Raw genomic sequence first — 21,499 nt, 5'->3', positions numbered from 1 at the left:
AGGATCGAGTCGCACGCGAGTGGAGTTTGCCGCACAGCGCGCGGCAAACGATGTCGTCTGGACGTTCTAACGATCCGCCCGGCCGACCGCGGCATGCAACAGGACGTTCAACCCGGGCTCCAGGTCTTCGCGGGTAGCGCGCTCATTGTTGTTGTGGGTGATGCCACCCTGACACGGCGTAAAGATCATGGCTGCGGGGCAGACCCGCGCGAGGAAATAGGCGTCGTGGCCTGCCTGACTCGGCAGGTCGCGGGTGGAATATCCGAGAGCCTCAGCGTGCGTCCGGATGTCGGCGATCATCTGCGGGTCGAAGATGGCGCCGCCCCAGTCCCAGCGCTCGAACACCTTGCCTGTGCAACCCGCGCGGGCGGCCGAAACGCCCACCGCGCGCTCGACCCGTTCGGCCATGACGGCTGCGACCGTCGGGTCGTCGTGGCGCACATCGCAGAAGGCCTGCGCCCAGTCCGACACGATGCCGGCCTTGTTGGGCCAAGCGGTCATTCGCGCCGCGGTCGCCTTGCCGCCGGTGTCGGCGTAATCCCACCCGATATCGTCCACGGCGACAAGCAGGCGAGCTGCTGCCACGAGTGCGTTGCGGCGACGCTCCATCGGACAAGGTCCCGCATGGGCCGTCTCACCGTTGAATTCCACAAAAAATCCGCGCGAGCTGTACGCATGGGTAACGATGCCAACCTGCGTCTTCTCCGCATCGAGGATCGGGCCCTGCTCGATATGAAGTTCGAAATAGGCATCGAGTTCCCGGCCGCCGACTGGGGCATCGCCGAGATAACCGATGCGTCGCAACTCCTCGCCAAACGTCGCGCCGTCGTCGCTCGGGCGCTGATGAACCCAATCGAGTTCGTACGCGCCGGCGAAGCATCCGGAGGCCGTCATCGGCGGGGAGAAACGCGCGCCTTCCTCGTTCGTCCAATTGACGATCTCGATCGGCCGCTGCGTCTGGTGCCCAAGGTCATTCAGGGTGCGGATAACTTCGAGTGCGCCGAGAACTCCTACGATCCCGTCGAACCGTCCGCCATTTGCCTGGGTATCGAGATGGCTCCCCATTAGAACAGGCGGCAATGTGTCGTCCAGCCCGGACCGGCGTGCGAAAATATTACCGACGCGATCGACGGTCACGGCGAGCCCCGCCTCCCGACACCAATCCACGAACACATCGCGGACAGCCTTGTCGGAATCGCTGAGCGCAAGGCGCGATAGTCCGCCCTCGCGGCCGCGCCCGATCTCGGCCGAGCGCTCGATCGTCGACCAGAAGCGGTCGAGGTTGACGCGGGTGGAAGTGGAAAAAGCCATGACGTTGAAAACCTTCGGTGAATGCGGACCGCTCACGCGTCGTTGCTGCTCAGGATGTTGCTGTGAAGAATGACGCCGCCACCGCCCAGGATGTCTTCCCGGATGGCGTTCTTGGCCGAGACGGAATCATGCCGGCGGATGGCATCGAGCACAATGTAGTGGTGTTCGATCATGGTCCGCCCCCCGCCTTCATAGGCGGCGGCGATGACCGGGCCCATTTGAAGCCAGAGATTTTGCAGTATGCCCCGCAGAATCGGCATGGCGGCAATGTTCGCGAGTTCGAAGTGGAAGATCTGATTGCTTTCGGTGGCGCGCGCGAATTCGTTCCGCGAAAGAGCGCGCTCATTGTCGTCGATGAGCCGTTCCAGGCGTCCGATGTCGGCGGCCGATGCGTTGCTGGCAGCCCGCTCTGCCGCCAGCCCTTCCAGCTTCAGTCGGATGGTGCGTATCTCCAGATACCGGTCCTGATGCAGGACCGGTACGCGGATGTCGCGCGGGCTCTTCAACAACAGAGCGCCTTCATGAACAAGGCGGAGGATCGCATCGCGCACAGGGGTTACGCTGGTTCCCATGTCGTGCGCCAGGTCGCGGATCTTGAGTCGTTCGCCCGGCTTCAAGGCGCCCTTGATCAGCGCCTCGGCGATGTGCTGATAGACCACTTCACCCAGTTTGCTATGGTCGATGGTTTTGAATTCAAAATCCACGACAGCATCCCGCCTGCGTTGACATTGCGCCCTCCTTTTTTTCGGGATCGAGGCCGCGAGTCGTGCCTCGATCCCGTTCGATGGTCACGCGGCCTGGTAGCCGAACATCGATTTGACCTCGAGGAAATCCTCGAAGCCGAACTTGCCCCATTCGCGGCCGTTTCCGGATTGCTTGTAGCCGCCGAAGGCACCCGCGACGTCACCGGGGGCACCGTTGAGATGCACCATGCCGGCGCGTATCTGGCGACCGACCTTGCGGGCGTGATCGAGATCGCCGGACGTGACATAGCTCGAAAGGCCGTACACCGTATCGTTGGCGATCGCGATGGCTTCCTCTTCGCTGTCATAGGGCAAGATCGACAGCACGGGTCCGAAAATCTCTTCGCGACCAATCGTCATGTCGTTGCGCACGTCGGCAAAGACAGTCGGGCGAATGTAATAGCCGCGGTTGAGATTTTCCGGCCGGCCCGGCCCGCCCGCAACCAGGCGCGCGCCTTCGGCAATGCCCGCCTCGATCAGAGCCTGGATCTTCTCGAACTGCACCTTGCTGACGACCGGTCCGATGGTAGTCGTCGCAGCACGGGGATCGCCCACGACCGTCTGTTCAGCGATCTTGCGAGCGATCTCGATGACCTCCTCCTGACGGTCTGCCGGCACCAGCATGCGCGTCGGTGCGTTGCACGACTGGCCGCTATTGCTGAAGCACTGACGGGTGCCGTGCGTGACCGCCCGGAGGAAATCCGCATCCGGCAGGATGATATTGGGCGATTTTCCACCGAGTTCCTGCGACACGCGCTTCACCGTGTCGGCGGCCGCGCGTGCAACCGCGATGCCTGCGCGCGTCGAGCCGGTGAACGACACCATGTCGATGTCGGGATGCGTCGAGAGCGCCTGGCCGACCGTCGGGCCGTCACCGTTGACCATGTTGTAGACGCCGGCCGGAACGCCCGCTTCGTGCATGATCTGGCTGAACAGCACGCCCGACATCGGCGCCACTTCGCTTGGCTTGAGCACCATGGTGCAGCCGGTGGCGAGCGCCGGACCGACCTTGCAGGCGATCTGGTTCATGGGCCAGTTCCACGGTGTGATGAAACCGCAGACCCCGATAGGCTCACGGGTGATCAGAGCGTTGTTGATCATCTCGTCGAACTCGAAAGTCTTGAGAACCTCGAGAACCTGCGCCAGGTGCCCGAGGCCCGCCGCCGCCTGGGCCTCTTTGGCAAAGCCCAGCGGTGCACCCATCTCGTCGGAGATTGCGGCTGCCATCTCGTCGTAATGCTTCTTATAGGTGGCGATCACGCTTTCCATGAGCTCCACCCGCTCCTTGCGCGAGCTGCGCGAGAACGAACCGAACGCGCGCTTCGCCGCTGCGACGGCCTTGTCGACATCCGCTTTTTCGCCCATCGCGATGCGCGCATAAGCCTCCTCCGTGGCGGGGTTCACGACCTCGAGCGTTGCGCTCCCGACTGGAGAAACCCACGATCCGTCGATGTAGAACTGGAGAGCCTGTGTCATTGCCTGTTTCCTTCCAAACTGGAGCGATACCGCTTAGCCGCCATAAGGTTTGTTTTCGAGAAGTCCGTCAAGGAACTGCCCGAGACAATCCCCGATCACCGAAATCTGGTATCCGCCCTCCTGCACCACAACGGTGGGCAGGCCGATGGCGCGGATGCGTTCGCCGATGCCGCGAAACCCTTCCGTCGAAACGTCCAGCAAGCCGATCGGATCCTCCCGATGGCTATCGTAGCCGAGAGCCACGACGAGCGCCTCGGCGCCGAAATCGCGGACTTTCATCGCTGCCTCTTCGACTGCGGCATGAAAGGTCGCGTCGTTGGCTTTGGGCGGAAGCGGAATGTTGATGTTGTATCCCTCGCCATCGCCATGCCCGCGCTCATCGGCGTACCCGATGTAATACGGGTAGTAGGAATTCGGGTCGACATGGACGGACACGGTCAGCACATCGGCGCGGCGATAGAAGATCTCCTGCGTTCCGTCACCATGATGCGCGTCCACGTCGAGCACAGCCACCTTGGCGTAGCGGCTTCGCAGGCGCTGTGCCGCGATCGCCGAATTGTTGAGATAACAGAAGCCGGAGGCCCGATCGGTACGCGCGTGGTGGCCGGAGGGCCGGCACAACGCATAGGCCACGGCTTCGCCGGCGAGGATCGCATCCGCTGCGGCCGTCGCAGTATGACTGGACCGGATTGTGGACGTCCACGTGTTGGGTCCGATCGGCACCGCGAGGTCACCGAGATAATAGCCGGCTTCAGCCACGATCCAGTTGGAGCGGCATGGGGGGCGGCTCTGCCATTCGGGGCGCCCGTTCCAATAGGGGGAGACATTGGGCAGGACTTCCGGCCCCGCTTCCGGAACCGCGCGCCAACGCTCGTAGGCGCTCTGCAGGAAATCCACGAAGGGTTGCGTGTGGATCGTCAGGGCCGGCCCCACGCCATAATCGGCAGGCTTTTCCGGCGAAACGCCGCGTTTCGCGAGCGCGCCCAGCAGCGCCTCCGTGCGGCTCGGCAAGTCCTTGGGATCGCGAATGCGGCCGACTTGCATGAATTGCTGGGGGTCGTGCAGACTTTGATCGGGATGAAAGAACGCTCGCATCGAGCTTCGCTCCTGTTGCATGGTCTTGATATTAGGCGCCGGCCCGCGTCAGCGCCGCATCCCGCACCGCGGCCAGTGTGGTGTCGGGGGTGATACCGTTCGGATCGTACTGCACTTCGATGAGCGCCGGCATCGATTCACGCTCGGCGAAGGCGAGCGCACGTTCGAATGCGGGCATGAAATCTCCCGTCCGCGCGACCGTCTCCCCGTGTCCGCCATAGGCACGCACAAGCGCGGCGAAATCGGGGTTGGTCAGCGAAAGACCGAACACGCGTGCCGGGTATTCGCGCTCCTGGTGCTGCCGGATGGTGCCCCACATGCCATTGTTGAAGACGAGAATGACGATCCCCAGCTTGCTTTGCGCCGCGGTACCAAGCTCCTGCATGGTCATCTGGAAACAGCCGTCGCCCGCGTAGCAGATGACGACACGTTCAGGAAAAGCGAGCTTCGCGGCGATGGCGCCCGGGAGCCCGTATCCCATCGCGCCGCAGACCGGCGAGGCCTGCGTGCCCGGCCCGGAGAATTGTAGAAACCGGTGCGGAAACAGCGCGAAGTTGCCGGCTCCGAGAGTGATGCACGCGTCCTTCGGCAGGCGGTCGCGGAGCGAGGCGGAAATTTTGGCGAGATTCGTTTCGCCTGGCATCGGTCCCGGCTCCAGCGTCGCTTGATACTCCGCATTGGCCGCCTTCGCGGCACCGGCCCAGCGAGGCGTTGCCTTGGGCGAGAGCGACGCAACCGCGGTGCTGAAGCCGGTCGGATCGGCCACCATGGCGAGTTCCGCCCGATAGACCCGGCCGAGCTCGTTCGGATCAGGATGAATGTGAACCAAGGTCTGGCGCGGGACGGGGCTCGTCACATGGACATAGCCTTCGGTGGTGGGCTCGTCGAGACGCGTGCAGACTGCCAGCAGGAGGTCCGAATCCTCCATGCGCTGCGCGAGTCTTCGGTCCATTCCATAGCCCACATGACCGGCAAAATTCGCATGTCGGTTGTCGAAGCATTCCAGGCGGCGCCAGGAGACGCCGACCGGCAGATCGAAACGCTCTGCGAAGCCGCGCATCTTCGCCAGCGCCTCGTCGTTCCAGCCGGCGCCGCCAACGATCATGAAGGGCCGCTCGGCCTGTTCGAGAAGTTCCGCGAGGCGGGCGATTTCGGCAGGCGCCGGGTGGGCGTGTGCGCGGGCTCCCGGCAGGACGTCCGCGACGGAAGCCTGTCCCCACAGAGTGTCCTCGGGAAGCGCCAGCACCACCGGCCCCGGTCTTCCACTCCGGGCAACCTGGAACGCGCGGGCGATGTATTCCGGGATGCGGTCCGTACGGTCGATGCTCGCGACCCATTTGGCCATGGAGCCGAACATGCGGCGATAATCGACTTCCTGGAAACAGTCGCGCTCAACCGTGTCGGACCCGATCTGGCCGACGAAGAGAATCATTGGCGTGCCGTCCTGATAGGCCGTGTGCACACCGATGCTCGCATTGGTCGCGCCCGGCCCGCGGGTGACGAAGCAGATGCCGGGTTCGCCCGTCAGCTTGCCATGCGCTTCCGCCGCATAGGCGGCTCCGCCCTCCTGCCGGAACGACACGGTGGAAATCTCATCGCGGTGCGCATAAAGCGAGTCGATGCAGGGCAGGAAGCTTTCGCCGGCGACCATGAAAACCCGGCGCACGCCGTTGATCATGAGTTGGCGGACGAGAATCTCGCCGCCGGAGCGGACAGCTAGGGGGGGCATCGTGTTCTCTCCTGCGGGAATCATCACAGCACCGCGAGGCGCGGGTTCCAGTGAAGGCCCGGAATAGCGGCAATCAGACGTTGCGTATAGGCGTGTTGGGGCGCATCGAACACCTGCTCGGGCGGGCCCGACTCGACGATCTCGCCGCGATACATCACGGCGATGCGGTCGCAGATCTGGGCCGCGATGCGAAGGTCGTGTGTGATGAAAATGATGGCGATGTTGAGCCGGCGTTGCAGGTCTTGCAGCAACTCGAGAACCTGCGCCTGAACCGACACGTCGAGGGCCGAGACGCTTTCGTCGGCCACAAGCAATTCAGGATCGAGAGCGAGGGCGCGCGCGATTCCGACACGCTGGCGCTGGCCACCGGAAAACTCCTGCGGGTAGCGGTCGAACGCCGAGGATTCGAGGCCGACGAGGTCCAGAAGTTCGCGCGCCTTGCGTTCCGCCTCGGCATACGAGACGCCGTTTGCAACCGGCCCGTCCGTGAGAATGCGCCCTACGGTCTGGCGGGGGTTCAGGGACGCGAAGGGGTCTTGAAAGACCATCTGCATGTGACGACGTATTGGACGAAAAGCACGCGCCGAGAGCGGCACGACATCGCGCCCGCGAAACAGAACCTGCCCGCCATCGACTTCCGTCAGTTTCAAGAGACAACGGCCGAGCGTCGACTTGCCGGAACCTGATTCGCCCACCACCCCGAGGGTCTCGCCACGCCGGAGCGTAAAGCTGATATCGTTGACGGCCTTGACAACGCGCGGCTTCGAAAAAAATCCGCCTCCGCTGCGATAGGTCTTGCGAAGATTCCTCACGTCGAGCAGGAGATCGCCCTCCGCCGCCGCCTTCGCGTCGTGCGCCTCGCGATGCGGCACCGCGGCGATGAGCCGCCTCGTGTAGGGGTGCTGGGGACGGTTCAGGACGTCAGCCGCAAGACCCTGCTCGACGACGACGCCCCGCTCCATGACGACGACGCGGTCGGCAATATCGGCGACGACGCCGAAATCGTGAGTCACGAACATCACGCCCATGCCCTGGGCCTTCTGGATGCGGCGGATCAGATCGAGAATTTGCGCCTGGGTCGTCACATCGAGCGCGGTGGTGGGTTCGTCGGCGATGAGGAGGGCCGGCTCGAGAGCCAGCGCCATTGCGATCATGACGCGTTGCCGCTGCCCGCCCGACAAGCGGAAAGGATAGGCGTCTCGCAAATTTGCCGGATCGGGAAGTCCGACATATTCGAGCAGGTCGAGAACGCGCCGGTCACGCACCTCGGCGTTGCGTTCGCCATGCACCTCCATCACTTCGGCGATCTGGTCGCGTACTTTCATTAACGGGTTGAGTGCCGACAGCGGCTCCTGGAATACCATCGCCATCGACCGTCCGCGCTCTTGCTCGAGCTCGGATTCGCGCATGGCCAGCAGGTCCTTGTCCCGAAACAGAATGCGCCCGCCCGAAGGAGTCAGATACTCCGGAAGCAGTCCCATGATGGCATTGGCGGTCATGGATTTGCCGGAACCGGATTCACCCACGATGCAAAGAATTTCGCCCGCATGGAGATCGTAGGAGATTTTCTCGACGGCGAATTCGCGATCAAGCCCGACTGGGAGAGGAATCGAGAGATTTTCGACGCGAAGAAGGGGTGTGGCTTGCGCGTTCATCTCAGCCCTTCCGCCCGCGCAGATGCGGGTTCATCGCGTCATTGAGCCCTTCGCCGATCAGGTTGATGGCCAGAACCGTCAACAGGATGGCAACGCCAGGAAACACGCTCATCCACCAGGCTTCGCGCAGCATCGTGCGTGCGGCGCCGATCATGAAGCCCCAGCTCATCATGTTGCGGTCGCCAAGGCCGAGGAAAGATAGCGAGCTTTCGGTCAGGATCGCGGTCGCGACCATCAGCGACGCCGTGACGATGATGGGTGAGATCGCGTTGGGCAGGATCTGCGTGAACATGATCCGGGGGCCGCTCTGGCCGATCACGATGGCGGCCTGCACGAACTCCCGGGAGCGCAAGCTCAGGAACTCGCCGCGAACGAGCCGCGCGACGGGGGGCCACGACACAACCGCGATTGCGAGTGTGATCGACACGATGTCGGGATTGAAGATAGCCACCAGCACGACCGCCATGGCGAAAGCAGGGATGGTCTGAAAGAACTCGGTGAAGCGCATCAGGAGATCGTCGACCCGTCCGCCATAAAATCCCGCGAGCGCCCCGATGGTGACGCCGATCACGACGGCGACGGCCGTCGAAATGACGCCGATGAGAAGCGAAACGCGAGCCCCATAGGCAAGGCCCGCCGCGATATCCCGTCCCAGCATGTCGGTGCCAAACGGAAAAGCCGGATCTTCGGATGGCGGCAGCAACGGGTCGCCGACGCTCTGCCAAGGGCTGACGGGGAACAGCAAAGGCGCCGCGAAGGCCAGCACCATCACCACGAGCAGGATCGCGAGCCCGATAAGAGCGCCGTAATTGCGCGCGTAACGCTTGAAGAAATTCATGTCGCCTCTCCTCAGGCCGCGGCTTCGATACGGGGATCGACGAACCGGTAGAGGAGATCCGCGATCAGGTTGACCAGCACCACGACGGCCGCGGTCACGAGAAATACGCCGAGCAGAACCGGATAGTCGCGCTGCAACAGCGCATCGAACATCAGCCGTCCGATGCCTGGCCACGCAAACACCGTCTCCGTCAGCACGGCGCCGCCGACCAACTGGCCGGCCTGCATGCTGGCGAAGGTGAAGACCGGCAGGATGGCATTGCGCAGCACGTGGCGGCGGATGATCTGCGCCTTCGGCACGCCTTTGGCACGGGCGGTCTTGACGAAATCGAGCGCCATTACCTCCAGCATGGAGGCGCGCGTAAGGCGCGTATACACGGCGGTGAAAAACAGGCCGAGAGTCACGGTCGGCAGGACGAGATGGTGCGCGATATCTGCAACGCGCGCCCAGCCGGTATAGTTGGCGCCGATGCTCTCCATGTCGAAGGGCGGCAGCCAATCGAGGTGCAGCGAAAACACCAGCACCGACATCAGGGCAATCCAGAACAAAGGCGTCGCGTAGAAGACGAGTGCGCTGGTCATGACGACGCTGTCGGCGATACTGCCCCTGCGATAGGCCGCGATGACGCCGAGCAGAATCCCGAGCACGAGCGAAAACACGAAGGCGCATCCGGTCAGCAGCAACGTGGCGGGCAGACGGTCCAAAATCAGCGTCATGACCGGGACCTGATTGCGGTAGGAATAGCCTAGATCGCCGGTCAGGACGCCCTTGAGATACGTCCAAAGCTGCCAGTAGAGCGGTTGATCGAGGCCGAACTGGGCGCGCAACTGGGCGATGAACTTGGCGTCGCCGGCTCCTGCTTCACCCGCGAGGACGGAGGCGGGATCGCCCGGCGCCATGTGGATCAGCACGAAGTTCAAAATCACGACCCCGAGGACGACCAGAATCGCCTTGAGGAAGCGCTGAAACAGGAAATCGAGCGTTTTCAAAAATTCTCTCCCGACGGCGGCATGGCGTGAGACGGGCCGGCGTTAACATGCCGGCCCGATCCCATGCGGCGGTTACTTGGAGACCCAGACCTCGTCCATGGATTCATTGAGGCCGATGCCGGTCCTCACGAGGTTCTTTACTTTCTTGCGGCTGATGGTGACGTTCTGCATCTCGTAGAGCCAGCCGAGCGCCACGTCGTCGACGAGGATCTTCTGCGCTTCGGCGTAGGCCTTGGTCGCCACGTCCTTGCTGACCGCGCCGGCCGCGACGGCGAAGAGTTCGTCGACCTTGGGGTTCAGGTAGTTCTGGTTGTTGCCGTAGGGCGTTCCCTTGACGACGTTGTTCGACAGGTAGTGCCGCGCAACACCCAGCGCCGGATCGCCATACTGATAGGTGAAGTTGAACGTGAGATCGAAATCGAAATCGGCCAGCTTCTGTGACCAGCCACCGGCATCGACGCCCTGGATCACGACCTTGAAGCCGAGTTGCTCGATCTGCTGCTTGACGTATTCGGACATACGGTCCCACGCGGCGCCGTAGGGAAGCGGCATTAACCGGATGGTGTAGTCGCCAGGCTTGATGCCTGCATCAGCCAGGAGCTTCTTGGCCTTGGGCAGATCGAACGGATAGGCCGGAACATCGGGCGAGTAGTACAAGGTCGAGGACGCGAATGGACCCGTCGCAACCTTGCCGAGGCCGAAGAACACGTTCTTGACGATGAACTCGCGATCGATCGCATGCATGATGGCCTGGCGAACGCGCTTGTCCGAGAACGGCATGGTGCGCTGGTTCATCTGCATGAACACGAGCGGTGCGTAGTTCTCCCAGCCGCTGGTGGTGTTTTCCACCTCAGGCAGCTTCACGAGCCGGCGAACCTCGAAGCCCTCGACGTCGCCGCCGCGAAGAACGTCGACCGTGCCCTTCTCGAAAGCGACCGCGCGCGAGGCGGAATCGGGGATGATGCGAAAATAGAGCTCATCCAGATAAGGCTTGCCGGGCTTCCAGTAATCCTCGTTGCGTACGAGATGGATGTAAGAGCCGCGCTTCCATTCCTTCAGCTTGAACGGGCCGGTGCCGATAGGCGTCTGGTTGGCGGGATTGGTGCGGTAATCCGTGCCCTCGTAGAGGTGCTTTGGAATGATCGGGAAGGAGCTGAGTTCGAACGCGCTGATGAAGGCCGAGAAGGGCGTCTTCAGTTTGAACACGACCTGATTGGGAGCCGGTGCGGTGATGCTCTCCACATAGGTGGTTGCGATAAGGCGCCAGCGCGGATGCGCCTCGCGGAGGAACTTGTCGGCGGTGAACACGACGTCATCGGCGCTGAACGGCTTCCCGTCGTGCCATTTGACATTGTCCTGGAGGGTGAACGTGTAGGTCAGCCCGTCGTCCGAGATGACCCAGGACTTGGCGAGCGACGGGAGAGGCTTCAGGTCGGTGCCGTAGGTCAGGAGGCTCTGGTAGATCTGCCCGCCCACATACAGTGTCGGCCCTTGCGTGTTCAGCCCGACCATCAACATCGGCGGCTCGGGTTGGGCGATCATGTTGAGCGTTCCGCCCTTGACCGCCGCCTCTTGCGCGACCGCTGCGGATCCACCGGCACAAAGCAATCCGGCGAGGGCGGCCAGCACGCTAAGCCTCATTTTCATCGTGATCTTCCTCTGGTTTGTTCAGGTCGAATTTCGGTTTACGCAGCAAGTCTTCGCATAAAGGGAAGGGGCGGGCGGCAGTCCCAGAAACCACGCAACGAAGTAAACTAACTCGGATTGAAGCCCAAATTGTCCTAGAAACGTAAGTTGATTATGTAACTACCCATCCAGCAGGTGGCTGAAACTGCGAAAGATTGTTCGGTTTCGCGAGCGTTTAACCTGCGAACACATGCATCGATGCGGTTTGGACTTTGATTGACCTCTACGTTCCCTTGCGGAACGATTATGATGCATCAAATTTTTGAGTCAAGCAGCGTTGCAAGGCCCGGGTGGAAAACCCGCGCTGAACGGCAGGCGCGACGCATCGAGATGCCTGAAACGACATCACCCTCCCGCGGGCAAGCGAGAGGGTGATCGATGAGCGCGGAAGCCGCGGGTCAGGTGCAAAAGCCGTCAGTTCCCGTCGGCCGTGTAGGCCGTCTTGACAGTTGTGTAGAATTCCTGCGCGTAGCGCCCTTGCTCGCGCGGTCCATAGGACGAGCCTTTGCGCCCGCCGAAGGGCACGTGGTAATCGACACCGGCCGTCGCCAGGTTCACCATCACCATCCCGGCTTCGCTGTTGCGCTTGAAATGGCCCGCATGTTTCAGGCTCGATGTGCAGATGCCTGCCGACAGGCCGAAGGCCGTATCGTTGGCGATCGCCAGCGCATCCTCGTAACTGCGAGCCCGCGTGACGGTCGCGACCGGGCCGAAGATTTCCTCGCGCGCAATCCGCATCCCGTTATCCACATCCACGAACAAAGCCGGGGCGAGGTAAAAGCCCGGCGCTTCGCGGTTGAGCAGCTCGCCGCCGGCGGCAAGCCTTGCGCCCTCGTCCTGCCCGATCCGGATATAGCTGAGGTCCTGATCGAGCTGGTTCTGGTCGACGACAGGGCCGATCTGCGTCCCCGCTTTCAGCGCGTCGTCGATGACGAGCCCTTTCATGCGTTCCGACACCGCGTCCACAAACCGGTCGTGAATGCCTTCCGTCACGATGAGGCGCGACGAGGCGGTACACCGTTGACCGGTGGAGAAAAACGCTCCGTTGACGGCGCATTCCACCGCAACCTTCAGGTCCGCGTCGTCGAGCACCACGAGCGGGTTCTTTCCGCCCATCTCCAGCTGCATCTTCTTCATCGGGTCCGATGCGATGCAGGCCTGCGCGACCTTCCGTCCTGTCGAGACCGAGCCAGTGAACGAGATGGCGGCGATCTTGGGGCTGTTCAGCATGACTTCGCCGACGATCGAGCCCCGGCCCATCACAAGATTGAACACCCCGGACGGCACGCCCGCCCGCACGATGATCTCCGAGAGAGCATGGGCCGACGCGGGAACGAGTTCTGCGGGCTTGAACACCACGCAATTGCCGTAGGCCAGTGCCGGCGCGATTTTCCAGGCCGGGATTGCAATGGGGAAGTTCCATGGCGTGATCAGGCCCACAACGCCAATGGGCTCGCGCGTGATTTCGACATCGACGCCGGGCCGGACGGAGGCGAGTTTCTCGCCGGCGAGGCGAAGACATTCGCCTGCGAAGAACTGGAATATCTGGCCGGCGCGCATGACCTCGCCGATGCCCTCGGGCAAGGTCTTGCCTTCCTCGCGGGACAGTAGCCGGCCGAGTTCGTCCTTGCGTGCGATGATCTCATCGCCGACCTTTTTCAGGATATCGTGGCGCGTTTGAATCGACGAACGGGCCCAGGCGGGAAAAGCCGCGTGAGCGGCCTCGATCGCGCGCTTCGCATCGGCGGCGTCGGCGCGGGCGAATTCTCCCACGACGTCGTTGGTGTTCGACGGATTGATGTCGGATGCCGCGTTGGCCCCTGCGATCCACTCGCCGGCGATGAAGTTCTTGGCATGAAGCGTCATGAGAGAGTTTCCGTTTTGGTCTTGAGAAGGCCCCGTTGCGCAAGGTTAGTCATGAGCGCAACAATTCCGAATGTCCACGGCTCGCAATCCGAGCTTTGTCGCATGCGATTGACCAGCGCGCCGAGTTTTGGCGCCGCGATGGTGACGATGTCGCCGGGCTTGTGGGTGAAGCCGAGGCCCGGCTCGTCCCGATCCTGCGTCGGCGCGAACATGGTACCGAGGAAGAGCACGAAGCCGTCCGGATATTGATGATTGGGGCCGATGGTCTGGGCCACGAGATCTTCCGGATCGCGGCTGATCCTGGCGATCGAAGACGATCCTTCGAGCCGGAAGCCGTCCTCGCCCTCGACAGTCAGCGTCACATTCGTCCCCCGCACGTCGTCGAGCGAGAATGTGGCGTCGAAAAATCGGATGAAGGGGCCGATCGCGCAGGACGCGTTGTTGTCCTTGGCTTTCGACAGCAACAATGCGGAGCGGCCTTCGACATCGCGCAGGTTTACATCGTTGCCGAGGCTCGCACCGACGATCTTGCCCGTGGACGAGACCACCACGACGACTTCGGGCTCCGGGTTGTTCCAGGTCGATTTGGGGTGGTAGCCGGCATCCATGTATGGGCCGACGGCCGAGAGGGTCGGAGCCTTGGTGAAAATCTCGGCGTCCGGGCCGATGCCGACTTCCAGATACTGGCTCCACGCGCCCTGTGCGACCAAGACGGCCTTGAGGTCCATGGCCTCTTGCGACCCGGGCCTGAGCTTTGCGAGATCGTCGCCGACAAGGCGGGTGACCTCGGCGCGGATGGCCGTGGCCGCGCCCGCGTCGCCCCGCGCGCGCTCCTCGATGACCCGTTCCAACATGGAAACCGCAAAGGTGACGCCGGCGGCCTTGATGACCTGCAGATCGACAGGAGCCAGAAGCCAGGGTTTCGACGGGTCCCGCCCATCCGGCAAGGTGTTCGCCAACAGGGAGGCGAGCGATCCGAGGTTGTCGCCCTCGGCCGTTTTGAGGATTCGCGCAGGGTCCGCCGCTGCGGCGAGTTCGCTCATGGTCGCGAAGGCTCTCGAGATGTCGATCACGCCCTCCTGGCGGATCGACACCAGGCACGGGCCGATGCCAGGCCGCCACACGCGCCCCGCAAGTGCTCCCTGAAAGCCATCGGTGGGCAGGACATCGGACAATCTGTCGCTGGAAATCACGTTGTTCATTTTTCACCCGACCGGTCAGCAAGGACGCTCTTCTTTAGCAGCCCGGGCGCTGCCACGCCGCTTCTTTTGTGTGCGGGTCCGGATTCCATCCTCGGATGATGGATGACGGTCTCGATGTCGCTTGCGGGAACCGGGCGGGAAAACAGGAAGCCCTGCATTTCGGCGCATCCTGAACGCATCAAAAACGCCTTTTGTTGTGCGGTTTCGACGCCCTCGGCCGTCACCATCAGGCCCAGGGCCTGGCCGAGAGTGATGATCGCCACCACGATCGCGTCGGATTCGGTATCGGCCTCATGCCCGAGATTCTGCACGAACGACCGATCGATCTTGATCTTGTCGACCTGAAACTGACGCAGATATCCGAGGCTCGAATGACCGGTTCCGAAATCGTCGAGCGCAATAGTAAATCCGGCCGCCCGAAGCGTCCTGAGAGCGTCGCGGGTCAATTGATCGCCCAGCAGCACCTTTTCGGTGACCTCGAGCTCGATCCTGCGCGGGTCGACGCCGGCGCGGCGCACGAGCGCAATCACCCTCTCGGCAAATCCGTTCGATCTGAACTGCGCGGCCGAGACATTGACCGCGAAGAAGAGTTGGGGCCATTGCAGGGCCGTCGCGCAAACTTCTCGCAGCACCCATTCGCCAAGCCGGACGATGAGCCCGGTCTCTTCCGCGACCGGGATAAACTGATCGGGCAGCAGGGGCCCGCGGGTCGGGTGGTTCCAGCGGATGAGCGCTTCGAGCCCGACCACCCGACACCCGTCGGAGGCTACCTGCGGCTGGTAATACATGGAAAGCCCGTCGCCCGAAGCCAGGGCCGCCCGCAGTTCCTCGTCGATCTTGCCGCGCCGCTTGACGATCTCGTCCATGGAGGGCGCAAAATAGCGATGGCAATCGCGTCCCTCGTCCTTCGCGCGATAGAGCGCGATATCTGCCTTGCGGACCAGTTCGTGGCGTGTCGTCCCGTCCCGCGGCGCAAAGGCGATGCCGATGCTGACGCCCACGAAAGCCTGGCTGCCTTCGATGTCGAAGGGTTGACGAACCGCGTCGAGAATCCGGTCGCAGAGGGTTTCGATCTCGCACGCGGTTTCGACGCCCGGCAGCACGATGGCGAATTCATCGCCGCCGAGGCGCGCCACCGTATCGAGCGGGCGGACGATGTCGGACAAGCGTCTGGAGAAAGCGCGAATGAGCGTATCGCCGGCGCCGTGTCCGAGCGTATCGTTGACGTGCTTGAAACGGTCGAGGTCGAGCGTCAAGACCGCAAGCGCGCCGCCGCGGGCAACGGCCTCGATGGCCTCGTCAAGGCGGGCGTTGAACAACGTCCGGTTGGGAAGTCCGGTCAGCACGTCGTGAAGCGCGCGGTGCCGAGCCTTTCGCTCGCTCTCCTCGAGCTCCTTGACGGACCTTCGAAGCGAACCGACAAGCAGAGCCATCAGCAGCAGGATGGCCACGAACACGATGGCGACGACTGGTCCGAGCACAGTCAGGATCTCGGTGCCCGGAAGCTCCGGCTCCCAGATGAAATACCCCACCGCCGCGCCCTGATCCGTGCGCAGGGCAATGGCCCGCTCGCGTGGGAGCGCCGTGTTGAAACGCGACAGGCGAGGCTGCGCGATGAGATTGCGCGACGAAAGCGTCGTAAGAAAGCTTCCGTCGAGAAACCGTACGCTCAGCAGGATCGATTCCGAACCGGGCGCCTGAGTGACCGCATCCGTCGACGGCACGATCGTCATCGCGCTCGCAATCCCGGGCCGGCCCAGGATCTCGAGGAATTTCCCCGAATGGCCGAAAATCTGCGCGCCCGCACCGCTATCGGCGGACGCGCGCTCATTCAGCTGCGCACGCGCAGTATCCACGAGAGGCTGCAGATCCGGCGCCGCAAGCAGATATTGCTCGGTGGGCGCAGAAGCGCCGCCCTTCATCACATAAATGGCTTCGTCCCGTCCGTTCAAAATGTAGACCTGGTCGTGCGCGAACAGCCGATGAAGCCACGTTCCCATTTCGGCATCGACCCAGCCCCAGTTCAGCTGCTCTTTCCGCAATTCTGTAACGGCAAGGTCCCACACGGCGATCGTCTCCTGCTGCGTGGCAAGATCACCGACACTGCTGTCGATCGCCGTCTGAGTCGTTCTGACCTGCCGCTCGATCGAAATGCTGTCGCTCTGGTTCACGGTCCAAACGAGCGCCATCGCAGCCAGCACCATGGCAACCGTCGTCGCCGCCGCGACTGGCAGGAGGACCTGAGAGACAAATCGTCTTGTGGGTGGCATGAGAAGGGGCGGCGCTCGGAACACTTACAAAATCCAATAGGCTGTTATTCGACCCGCGCCTCCATCGATGCGGAAGCCTATTCTTTTCTTGCAACCGCATCCCGCGCGGTTCTGCCGTCCATGCCGTCGCAAGCGCTCAGGGCAGAATACGCCTCGCGCCGGGATTCTACTCACAAAGGATAGAGCGGCGTGACATTAAGCAATTTCTTCGCGTTGAACAGGCGGCTTTTTCCAACTTCCGGGAGTAAAATGGTCAGCGTTGCCAGTCAAAGCCGCGGTGCACAGCAAAGCCCGCTTCAAGCTTGTCCGTATCCGACAGGACTACTCCTCAATAAACCTCCCAATTCATCCAACCGGCAGAGGCGCAGAGGGGGAAAGTGCGGCATTCTCCGGTGAGGCGAAGAGCAGGCGCGAGTGCGATGAAAATTTCATGTGTCGGTGCAGGACCAGCTGGGCTCTATCTGGCCATCCTGATGAAAAATCGGGACTCACGTCACGATATTACGCTTTATGAGCAGAATCCGCCCGGCGTTACCCAGGGCTGGGGCGTCGTCTATTGGAACGATCTGATCCAGGACCTCCAGGCGAACGATCCGCCGACGGCGCGCGAGATCATCGACCAATCCTTCGTGTGGGTCGACCAGAACGTCGACATCAAGGGCAGGAAGCCGGTTCGCGGCACCGGCGGCGGTTACAGCATGCGCCGTCAGCGGCTGCTCGATATCCTGTCGAAGCGCGCCACCGAACTCGGCGTCAAAATCGAGTACAATACCGAGATCGACCCCTCGGCCGATTTCTCGGACTCCGACGTTGTGGTCGCATCGGGCGGAGCCGGAAGTCGTCTGCGACGGCAGCGCGCCGAGGCGTTCAAGACGCGGGTGGTGCAAGGCCKCAACAAGTATGTGTGGCTCGGGACGACCCGGGTCTTCAACTCATTCGAATTCGCGTTCGTGCCGACCGATGCCGGTTGGATCTGGTTCCATGCCTATGGGTTCGAGCCGGGGATGAGCACGCTCATCGTCGAATGCGCGCCCGAGACCTGGGCGGGCCTCGGGTTCGACAACCTCCCGGCCGACCAGGGTCTGGCGCGCCTTGAAGAGATCTTTGCCGAGCATCTGGAAGGTCACAAGCTCCTGGCCCAGGTCCGCGAGGACCGCCTTCCCTGGCTCAACTTCATGCGAGTGACAAACGAGACCTGGTACAGCCAGAAGGTCGTCCTCATCGGCGATGCGGCGCACACGACGCATTTTTCCATAGGGTCGGGAACGCGGCTGGCGATCCAGGATTCGATCGCGCTCGCAAAAAGCCTCCACGAACAGCCCGATGTGCAGTCAGCCTTCCGCGCCTATGAACACGAGCGCAAGACCGCGCTTGTGCGGCCCCAGAAGGAAGCGCGCTTCAGCACCCGCTGGTACGAGGAGATCTCTCGCTACACCCATCTCGATCCGCCGCAATTCTCAACCGTGATGCTCAGCCGCCGCTCGCCGCTCGTGGCGATCCTGCCTCCGCGCATGTATTGCCAGCTCGACGAATTGACCAGGAAGGTCTCGATCCTGCGCGCCATGCGCACCATGGCCGGTGACCTCTATCGCCGGGCGCCGCGCTCGCTCTAGGATGCGAGGCGTGGACAGCGGCGAGAGAGCGATCACCACCCGCGCTGGCGCTTGATGGCGTTCTTCTGCATCTGTTTCTGGCTCTTCCAGTAATCCTTCTGCATGTCCTTCTGCATCTGGTAATAGTCGCGAATGCGTTCCTTGCGGCTGGTGGAATTGCGGTACTGGTCGAAATCGTAGTGACGGTCGTGACCGTAGCCGTCATTGTCCCGGTCCTCGCCAAACAGCTCCAGCAATCCCTGCATCTGCGCGTTGTGAACGAGAGGCGTTTTGTCGGCTGCCGGAACGGGCCGCCCGAAGGCGAGCGTGGCGTCGGCTGGCAGTAAGCCTGCCGCGAGGGCGGCAAGCAGGCCGATTGCGGCGTGTCTCGATCGCGTCATGACCCGTCGTCCTTCCGGTTTCAGAATTGGCGCTCGAAGAATTGCGGCAGGGCCGGTGCCGTCCAGCGCATGCCCGTCACGATGCCCTTCTGGTCGCGCTCGAAGCGCACGGGCGTGACGATATCATCACCTGTCATCGCCGCCACGGCGGCGAAAGTGCCGGTGGGGGAAAGGCGGGCATTGTAGAGGTCGGTGCCGATGGCTTCGAGGTCGAGCACGGCCTCCGAGGTTTCGAGAACCATCTGCAGCTTCCCGGCGCTCTCGCGCAAGGTCGCATCGCCCAAGAGCCGCGACGCATAGGTGCCGAGATAGGGAGTGGGCGACGAGGGCGAGGCGAGCGGCTTCTCGATCGCGGCCTTTGCCTGGACCTCCCTCGCATGCAATGCCGACAGCATCAGCGCGACGTTGTCGACTTCCGGATTTCCCATCAACCGGTCGTAGAGCCATTGCGCGACGGCGTCGGGAAAACCCTGGTTCTCCAGGTTCGACAGAACGATCACGCCGAGATCGCGATCGGGAACGAAACCCACATGCGCGCCAAAACCAGTCGTGCCGCCGTTATGCCAAATCACCCGACCGTTCGGTGTCGCACTCACCACCCATCCGAGTGCGTAGGAGACCCGCTCCGACATGGCCACGCGCGGCGTCCAGGTGACGTCGAGATTGGCCTCGGAGACGATCACCGCCTCGCCGAACATGCCACGAGCGAGTTGCATGCGCAGCCAACGCGACATGTCCGCGAGGTTGGAATTGAGGGCGCCAGCAGGCCCGAAGCCGTAGGGGAACGACGGATGAAACGGAATCGCAACAGGTCCGCCATCGGTCGCCCGGTGACCGACGGCATGGTCTGGCGCGCGCGCGATCGCCTCCGGCGTCCAGGACGTGGCCGCCATGCCGAGCGGATCGAGGATGCCTTTCTTCAACACCTCCGGCCACGCGGCGACGCCGGAGGTCCCGGCCAAGATCTTGCCGGCGACCATGTGCGGGATGTTGAGATAGGAGAATTCGGACCGGAAGATCCCCACCTGAGGCGCGTCGCGGAGAGAAAGGATCATGGTCTGCTGATCGAAGCCGAGCAGGCCGAGGCCGTCATTCACATAGGGCGTGAGCCCACTGCGCTGCGCCGGGAGATCGAGGAGCCGGAAATCGCGCCCGACCCAAGGGTCGTTGAGTTGGAATTCGGGCAGATGATCGACGACGCGGTCATCCCATTTCAACCGCCCGGAATCGACCGCCTGTGCCAGCGTGGCGCCCAGGAAAGCCTTGGTGGTCGAACCGATCTGGAAAATCGTGTCGGGCGTGACCGGGTCCGGTTTCGTCCGTTCCTTCACTCCGAAGGCTTTCGTGTAGACGAGCCTGTCGCCGTGAACGATGCCGATGGCGACGCCCGGCACGTTCGCTGCCGTCATGCCGGCCTGCACATAGGTCTCGTAGGCCGGCATCACGGCATCGATGCGGGCTTGCATGTCACCCGTCGCTTGCGCGCACACCGGACCGGCGGCGGCTGCCAGAATCAGAACGGCGGAACCGGCCGATACCCACGCGCGCAAAGCGGACAACGCCATCTGACTTGCCTCCGGCGGCCCTCCGACGACGTCTGAACCAAGGCCGATATCGTCATCGTGGCAGAACTCGCGGCTAGGAACAACGTCCCCGATGTTGCGTGCCCGCTCTGGAACGGGCGCGCCGAAACGACTATAGGGGCGGCGAAAGACACATCGGGAAACAACTCATGTTCGGCATCGGCATTCTCGGGCTTGGCGTCATCGGACGACGATACATGGAGGGGTTTCGCGCCAATCCGAATTTCCGCGTCGTGGCCGGCTACGACCCGCGCGATGTCGWGGTCGATGTTGCGCGGGCGGGAAGCGTCGAGGAACTGATCCACAATCCCGATGTGGATTGCGTGTATGTGGCGACGCCGCCAGCGACTCACGAGGCGCTGGTCGCGGCGGTCGCTGGCGCGAGGAAGGCCGTGTTCTGCGAGAAGCCCTTGGCGGCCACGTTGCGATCCGCCCAAGGATGCGTCGAGGCTGTCGAGCGGTTCGGTGTGCCGGCCGCCGTCAATTTTCCGTTTGCGACAGCGCCCGCCACATTGCGGCTGCTCGAGCTCGTGCAGACCGGAGCGCTCGGGGAGGGGTTCTCGGCTGATCTCAAGGTGCGGTTTCGCACCTGGCCCCGGGGCTGGCAGGAGGGTGCGGGCGGCTGGCTTGCGGGGCCCGAACAAGGCGGCATTACCCGCGAGGTGATTTCGCACGCGGTTTTCCTTGCGCTTCGGCTTTTCGGCCCCGCACAAGTGGAGGCCGTCGCGGTCGAGCATGGCGAGCGTGGCACCGAGACGCGCATCGACGCCGTGCTGCAATTCCCGGCCTGCCGCATGACGATCGACGGCGCGGTCGCGGGCGACATCGAAGACTTCAATCGCTTCGAAGTGACAGGCTCGAAAGGTTCGGCGGTCCTGAGCGAATGGTTCCGTCTTCAGCACGAGAGTGGTGATATCGCGCCCGCCCGCGCCGATGCGGGGCAGATCGCCGAACTCGCAACCCTGCTGTCCACCGGCCGCAGCCGCCTCGCGACATTTGGCGAGGCGGCTGAAGTGGTTCGCATCATCGAGGAAATCCTGGCCGAACGTGCGGGCTAGAGCGG

General features: G+C 62.9%; 16 protein-coding genes. 2 read left to right on the top strand and 14 right to left on the bottom strand.

Annotation, left to right across the window (positions count from 1 at the left end; all coding sequences use genetic code 11):
- Nucleotides 1-66: 66 nt before the first annotated feature.
- The 12 genes from AC1DVM_RS01455 to AC1DVM_RS01400 form a co-directional block, all read right to left on the bottom strand.
- Nucleotides 67-1,311, bottom strand: a complete 1,245-nt coding sequence (locus AC1DVM_RS01455) for a Zn-dependent hydrolase (protein ID WP_477251393.1) — start codon at nucleotides 1,309-1,311, stop codon at nucleotides 67-69.
- A 32-nt stretch (nucleotides 1,312-1,343) separates the two neighbouring features.
- A complete protein-coding gene (locus AC1DVM_RS01450; RefSeq protein ID WP_477251391.1) occupies nucleotides 1,344-2,015 on the bottom strand; it encodes a GntR family transcriptional regulator in 672 nt (223 codons plus the stop codon).
- 84 nt (nucleotides 2,016-2,099) lie between these two features.
- A complete protein-coding gene (locus AC1DVM_RS01445; RefSeq protein ID WP_477251390.1) occupies nucleotides 2,100-3,530 on the bottom strand; it encodes an aldehyde dehydrogenase family protein in 1,431 nt (476 codons plus the stop codon).
- 33 nt (nucleotides 3,531-3,563) lie between these two features.
- Nucleotides 3,564-4,625 carry a histone deacetylase family protein gene (locus AC1DVM_RS01440; RefSeq protein WP_477251388.1) on the bottom strand — a complete coding sequence of 354 codons (1,062 nt, stop codon included), beginning with the start codon at nucleotides 4,623-4,625 and terminating at the stop codon, nucleotides 3,564-3,566.
- A gap of 31 nt (nucleotides 4,626-4,656) precedes the next feature.
- Entirely contained in the window at nucleotides 4,657-6,354 is a 1,698-nt protein-coding gene (locus tag AC1DVM_RS01435) for a thiamine pyrophosphate-binding protein (RefSeq protein WP_477251386.1), read from the bottom strand.
- 23 nt (nucleotides 6,355-6,377) lie between these two features.
- Nucleotides 6,378-8,009 carry an ABC transporter ATP-binding protein gene (locus tag AC1DVM_RS01430; RefSeq protein WP_477251384.1) on the bottom strand — a complete coding sequence of 544 codons (1,632 nt, stop codon included), beginning with the start codon at nucleotides 8,007-8,009 and terminating at the stop codon, nucleotides 6,378-6,380.
- A gap of 1 nt (nucleotide 8,010) precedes the next feature.
- Entirely contained in the window at nucleotides 8,011-8,847 is an 837-nt protein-coding gene (locus AC1DVM_RS01425) for an ABC transporter permease (protein WP_477251383.1), read from the bottom strand.
- Between the two features lie 11 nt (nucleotides 8,848-8,858).
- On the bottom strand, nucleotides 8,859-9,836 hold the full coding sequence (locus tag AC1DVM_RS01420; protein ID WP_477251381.1) for an ABC transporter permease: 978 nt from the start codon (nucleotides 9,834-9,836) through the stop codon (nucleotides 8,859-8,861).
- 72 nt (nucleotides 9,837-9,908) lie between these two features.
- Nucleotides 9,909-11,483, bottom strand: a complete 1,575-nt coding sequence (locus AC1DVM_RS01415; protein WP_477251379.1) for an ABC transporter substrate-binding protein — start codon at nucleotides 11,481-11,483, stop codon at nucleotides 9,909-9,911.
- Nucleotides 11,484-11,936: 453 nt separating this feature from the next.
- Nucleotides 11,937-13,388 (bottom strand): aldehyde dehydrogenase family protein, encoded by a 1,452-nt coding sequence (locus AC1DVM_RS01410; RefSeq protein ID WP_477251377.1) that lies wholly within the window; start codon nucleotides 13,386-13,388, stop codon nucleotides 11,937-11,939.
- Nucleotides 13,385-14,590 carry a fumarylacetoacetate hydrolase family protein gene (locus tag AC1DVM_RS01405; RefSeq protein ID WP_477251375.1) on the bottom strand — a complete coding sequence of 402 codons (1,206 nt, stop codon included), beginning with the start codon at nucleotides 14,588-14,590 and terminating at the stop codon, nucleotides 13,385-13,387. The genes AC1DVM_RS01410 and AC1DVM_RS01405 overlap by 4 nt, the downstream gene beginning before the upstream one ends.
- A complete protein-coding gene (locus AC1DVM_RS01400) occupies nucleotides 14,587-16,860 on the bottom strand; it encodes a putative bifunctional diguanylate cyclase/phosphodiesterase (RefSeq protein ID WP_477251374.1) in 2,274 nt (757 codons plus the stop codon). The genes AC1DVM_RS01405 and AC1DVM_RS01400 overlap by 4 nt, the downstream gene beginning before the upstream one ends.
- A gap of 473 nt (nucleotides 16,861-17,333) precedes the next feature.
- Here AC1DVM_RS01400 and AC1DVM_RS01395 point away from each other — a divergent pair, with 473 nt between their 5' ends.
- The gene (locus AC1DVM_RS01395) at nucleotides 17,334-18,473 is read left to right on the top strand and encodes an FAD-dependent monooxygenase (RefSeq protein ID WP_477251372.1); all 1,140 of its coding nucleotides are present in this window, start codon (nucleotides 17,334-17,336) and stop codon (nucleotides 18,471-18,473) included.
- 32 nt (nucleotides 18,474-18,505) lie between these two features.
- On the opposite strand, the gene AC1DVM_RS01390 is transcribed toward AC1DVM_RS01395, so the two are convergent.
- Nucleotides 18,506-18,853, bottom strand: a complete 348-nt coding sequence (locus AC1DVM_RS01390; RefSeq protein WP_477251371.1) for a hypothetical protein — start codon at nucleotides 18,851-18,853, stop codon at nucleotides 18,506-18,508.
- Nucleotides 18,854-18,873: 20 nt separating this feature from the next.
- Entirely contained in the window at nucleotides 18,874-20,418 is a 1,545-nt protein-coding gene (locus AC1DVM_RS01385; RefSeq protein WP_477251369.1) for a serine hydrolase, read from the bottom strand.
- Nucleotides 20,419-20,585: 167 nt separating this feature from the next.
- Between AC1DVM_RS01385 and AC1DVM_RS01380 the strand changes: the two genes are divergently transcribed.
- Entirely contained in the window at nucleotides 20,586-21,494 is a 909-nt protein-coding gene (locus tag AC1DVM_RS01380; protein ID WP_477251367.1) for a Gfo/Idh/MocA family protein, read from the top strand.
- Nucleotides 21,495-21,499: the final 5 nt, after the last annotated feature.

Source organism: Microvirga sp. P4_A5 (assembly GCF_056402495.1).
Note: the sequence above shows the minus strand (reverse complement) of the source record. Positions and strands in the feature narration are given on the sequence as shown.

Excerpts from the sequence above, each read along its gene's own strand:
- AC1DVM_RS01455 (WP_477251393.1), bottom strand. The coding sequence starts at position 1,311 with ATGGCTTTTTCCACTTCCACCCGCGTCAACCTCGACCGCTTCTGGTCG.
- AC1DVM_RS01445 (WP_477251390.1), bottom strand. The coding sequence starts at position 3,530 with ATGACACAGGCTCTCCAGTTCTACATCGACGGATCGTGGGTTTCTCCA.
- AC1DVM_RS01440 (WP_477251388.1), bottom strand. The coding sequence starts at position 4,625 with ATGCGAGCGTTCTTTCATCCCGATCAAAGTCTGCACGACCCCCAGCAA.
- AC1DVM_RS01435 (WP_477251386.1), bottom strand. The coding sequence starts at position 6,354 with ATGCCCCCCCTAGCTGTCCGCTCCGGCGGCGAGATTCTCGTCCGCCAA.
- AC1DVM_RS01430 (WP_477251384.1), bottom strand. The coding sequence starts at position 8,009 with ATGAACGCGCAAGCCACACCCCTTCTTCGCGTCGAAAATCTCTCGATT.
- AC1DVM_RS01425 (WP_477251383.1), bottom strand. The coding sequence starts at position 8,847 with ATGAATTTCTTCAAGCGTTACGCGCGCAATTACGGCGCTCTTATCGGG.
- AC1DVM_RS01415 (WP_477251379.1), bottom strand. The coding sequence starts at position 11,483 with ATGAAAATGAGGCTTAGCGTGCTGGCCGCCCTCGCCGGATTGCTTTGT.
- AC1DVM_RS01410 (WP_477251377.1), bottom strand. The coding sequence starts at position 13,388 with ATGACGCTTCATGCCAAGAACTTCATCGCCGGCGAGTGGATCGCAGGG.
- AC1DVM_RS01405 (WP_477251375.1), bottom strand. The coding sequence starts at position 14,590 with ATGAACAACGTGATTTCCAGCGACAGATTGTCCGATGTCCTGCCCACC.
- AC1DVM_RS01400 (WP_477251374.1), bottom strand. The coding sequence starts at position 16,860 with ATGCCACCCACAAGACGATTTGTCTCTCAGGTCCTCCTGCCAGTCGCG.
- AC1DVM_RS01390 (WP_477251371.1), bottom strand. The coding sequence starts at position 18,853 with ATGACGCGATCGAGACACGCCGCAATCGGCCTGCTTGCCGCCCTCGCG.
- AC1DVM_RS01385 (WP_477251369.1), bottom strand. The coding sequence starts at position 20,418 with ATGGCGTTGTCCGCTTTGCGCGCGTGGGTATCGGCCGGTTCCGCCGTT.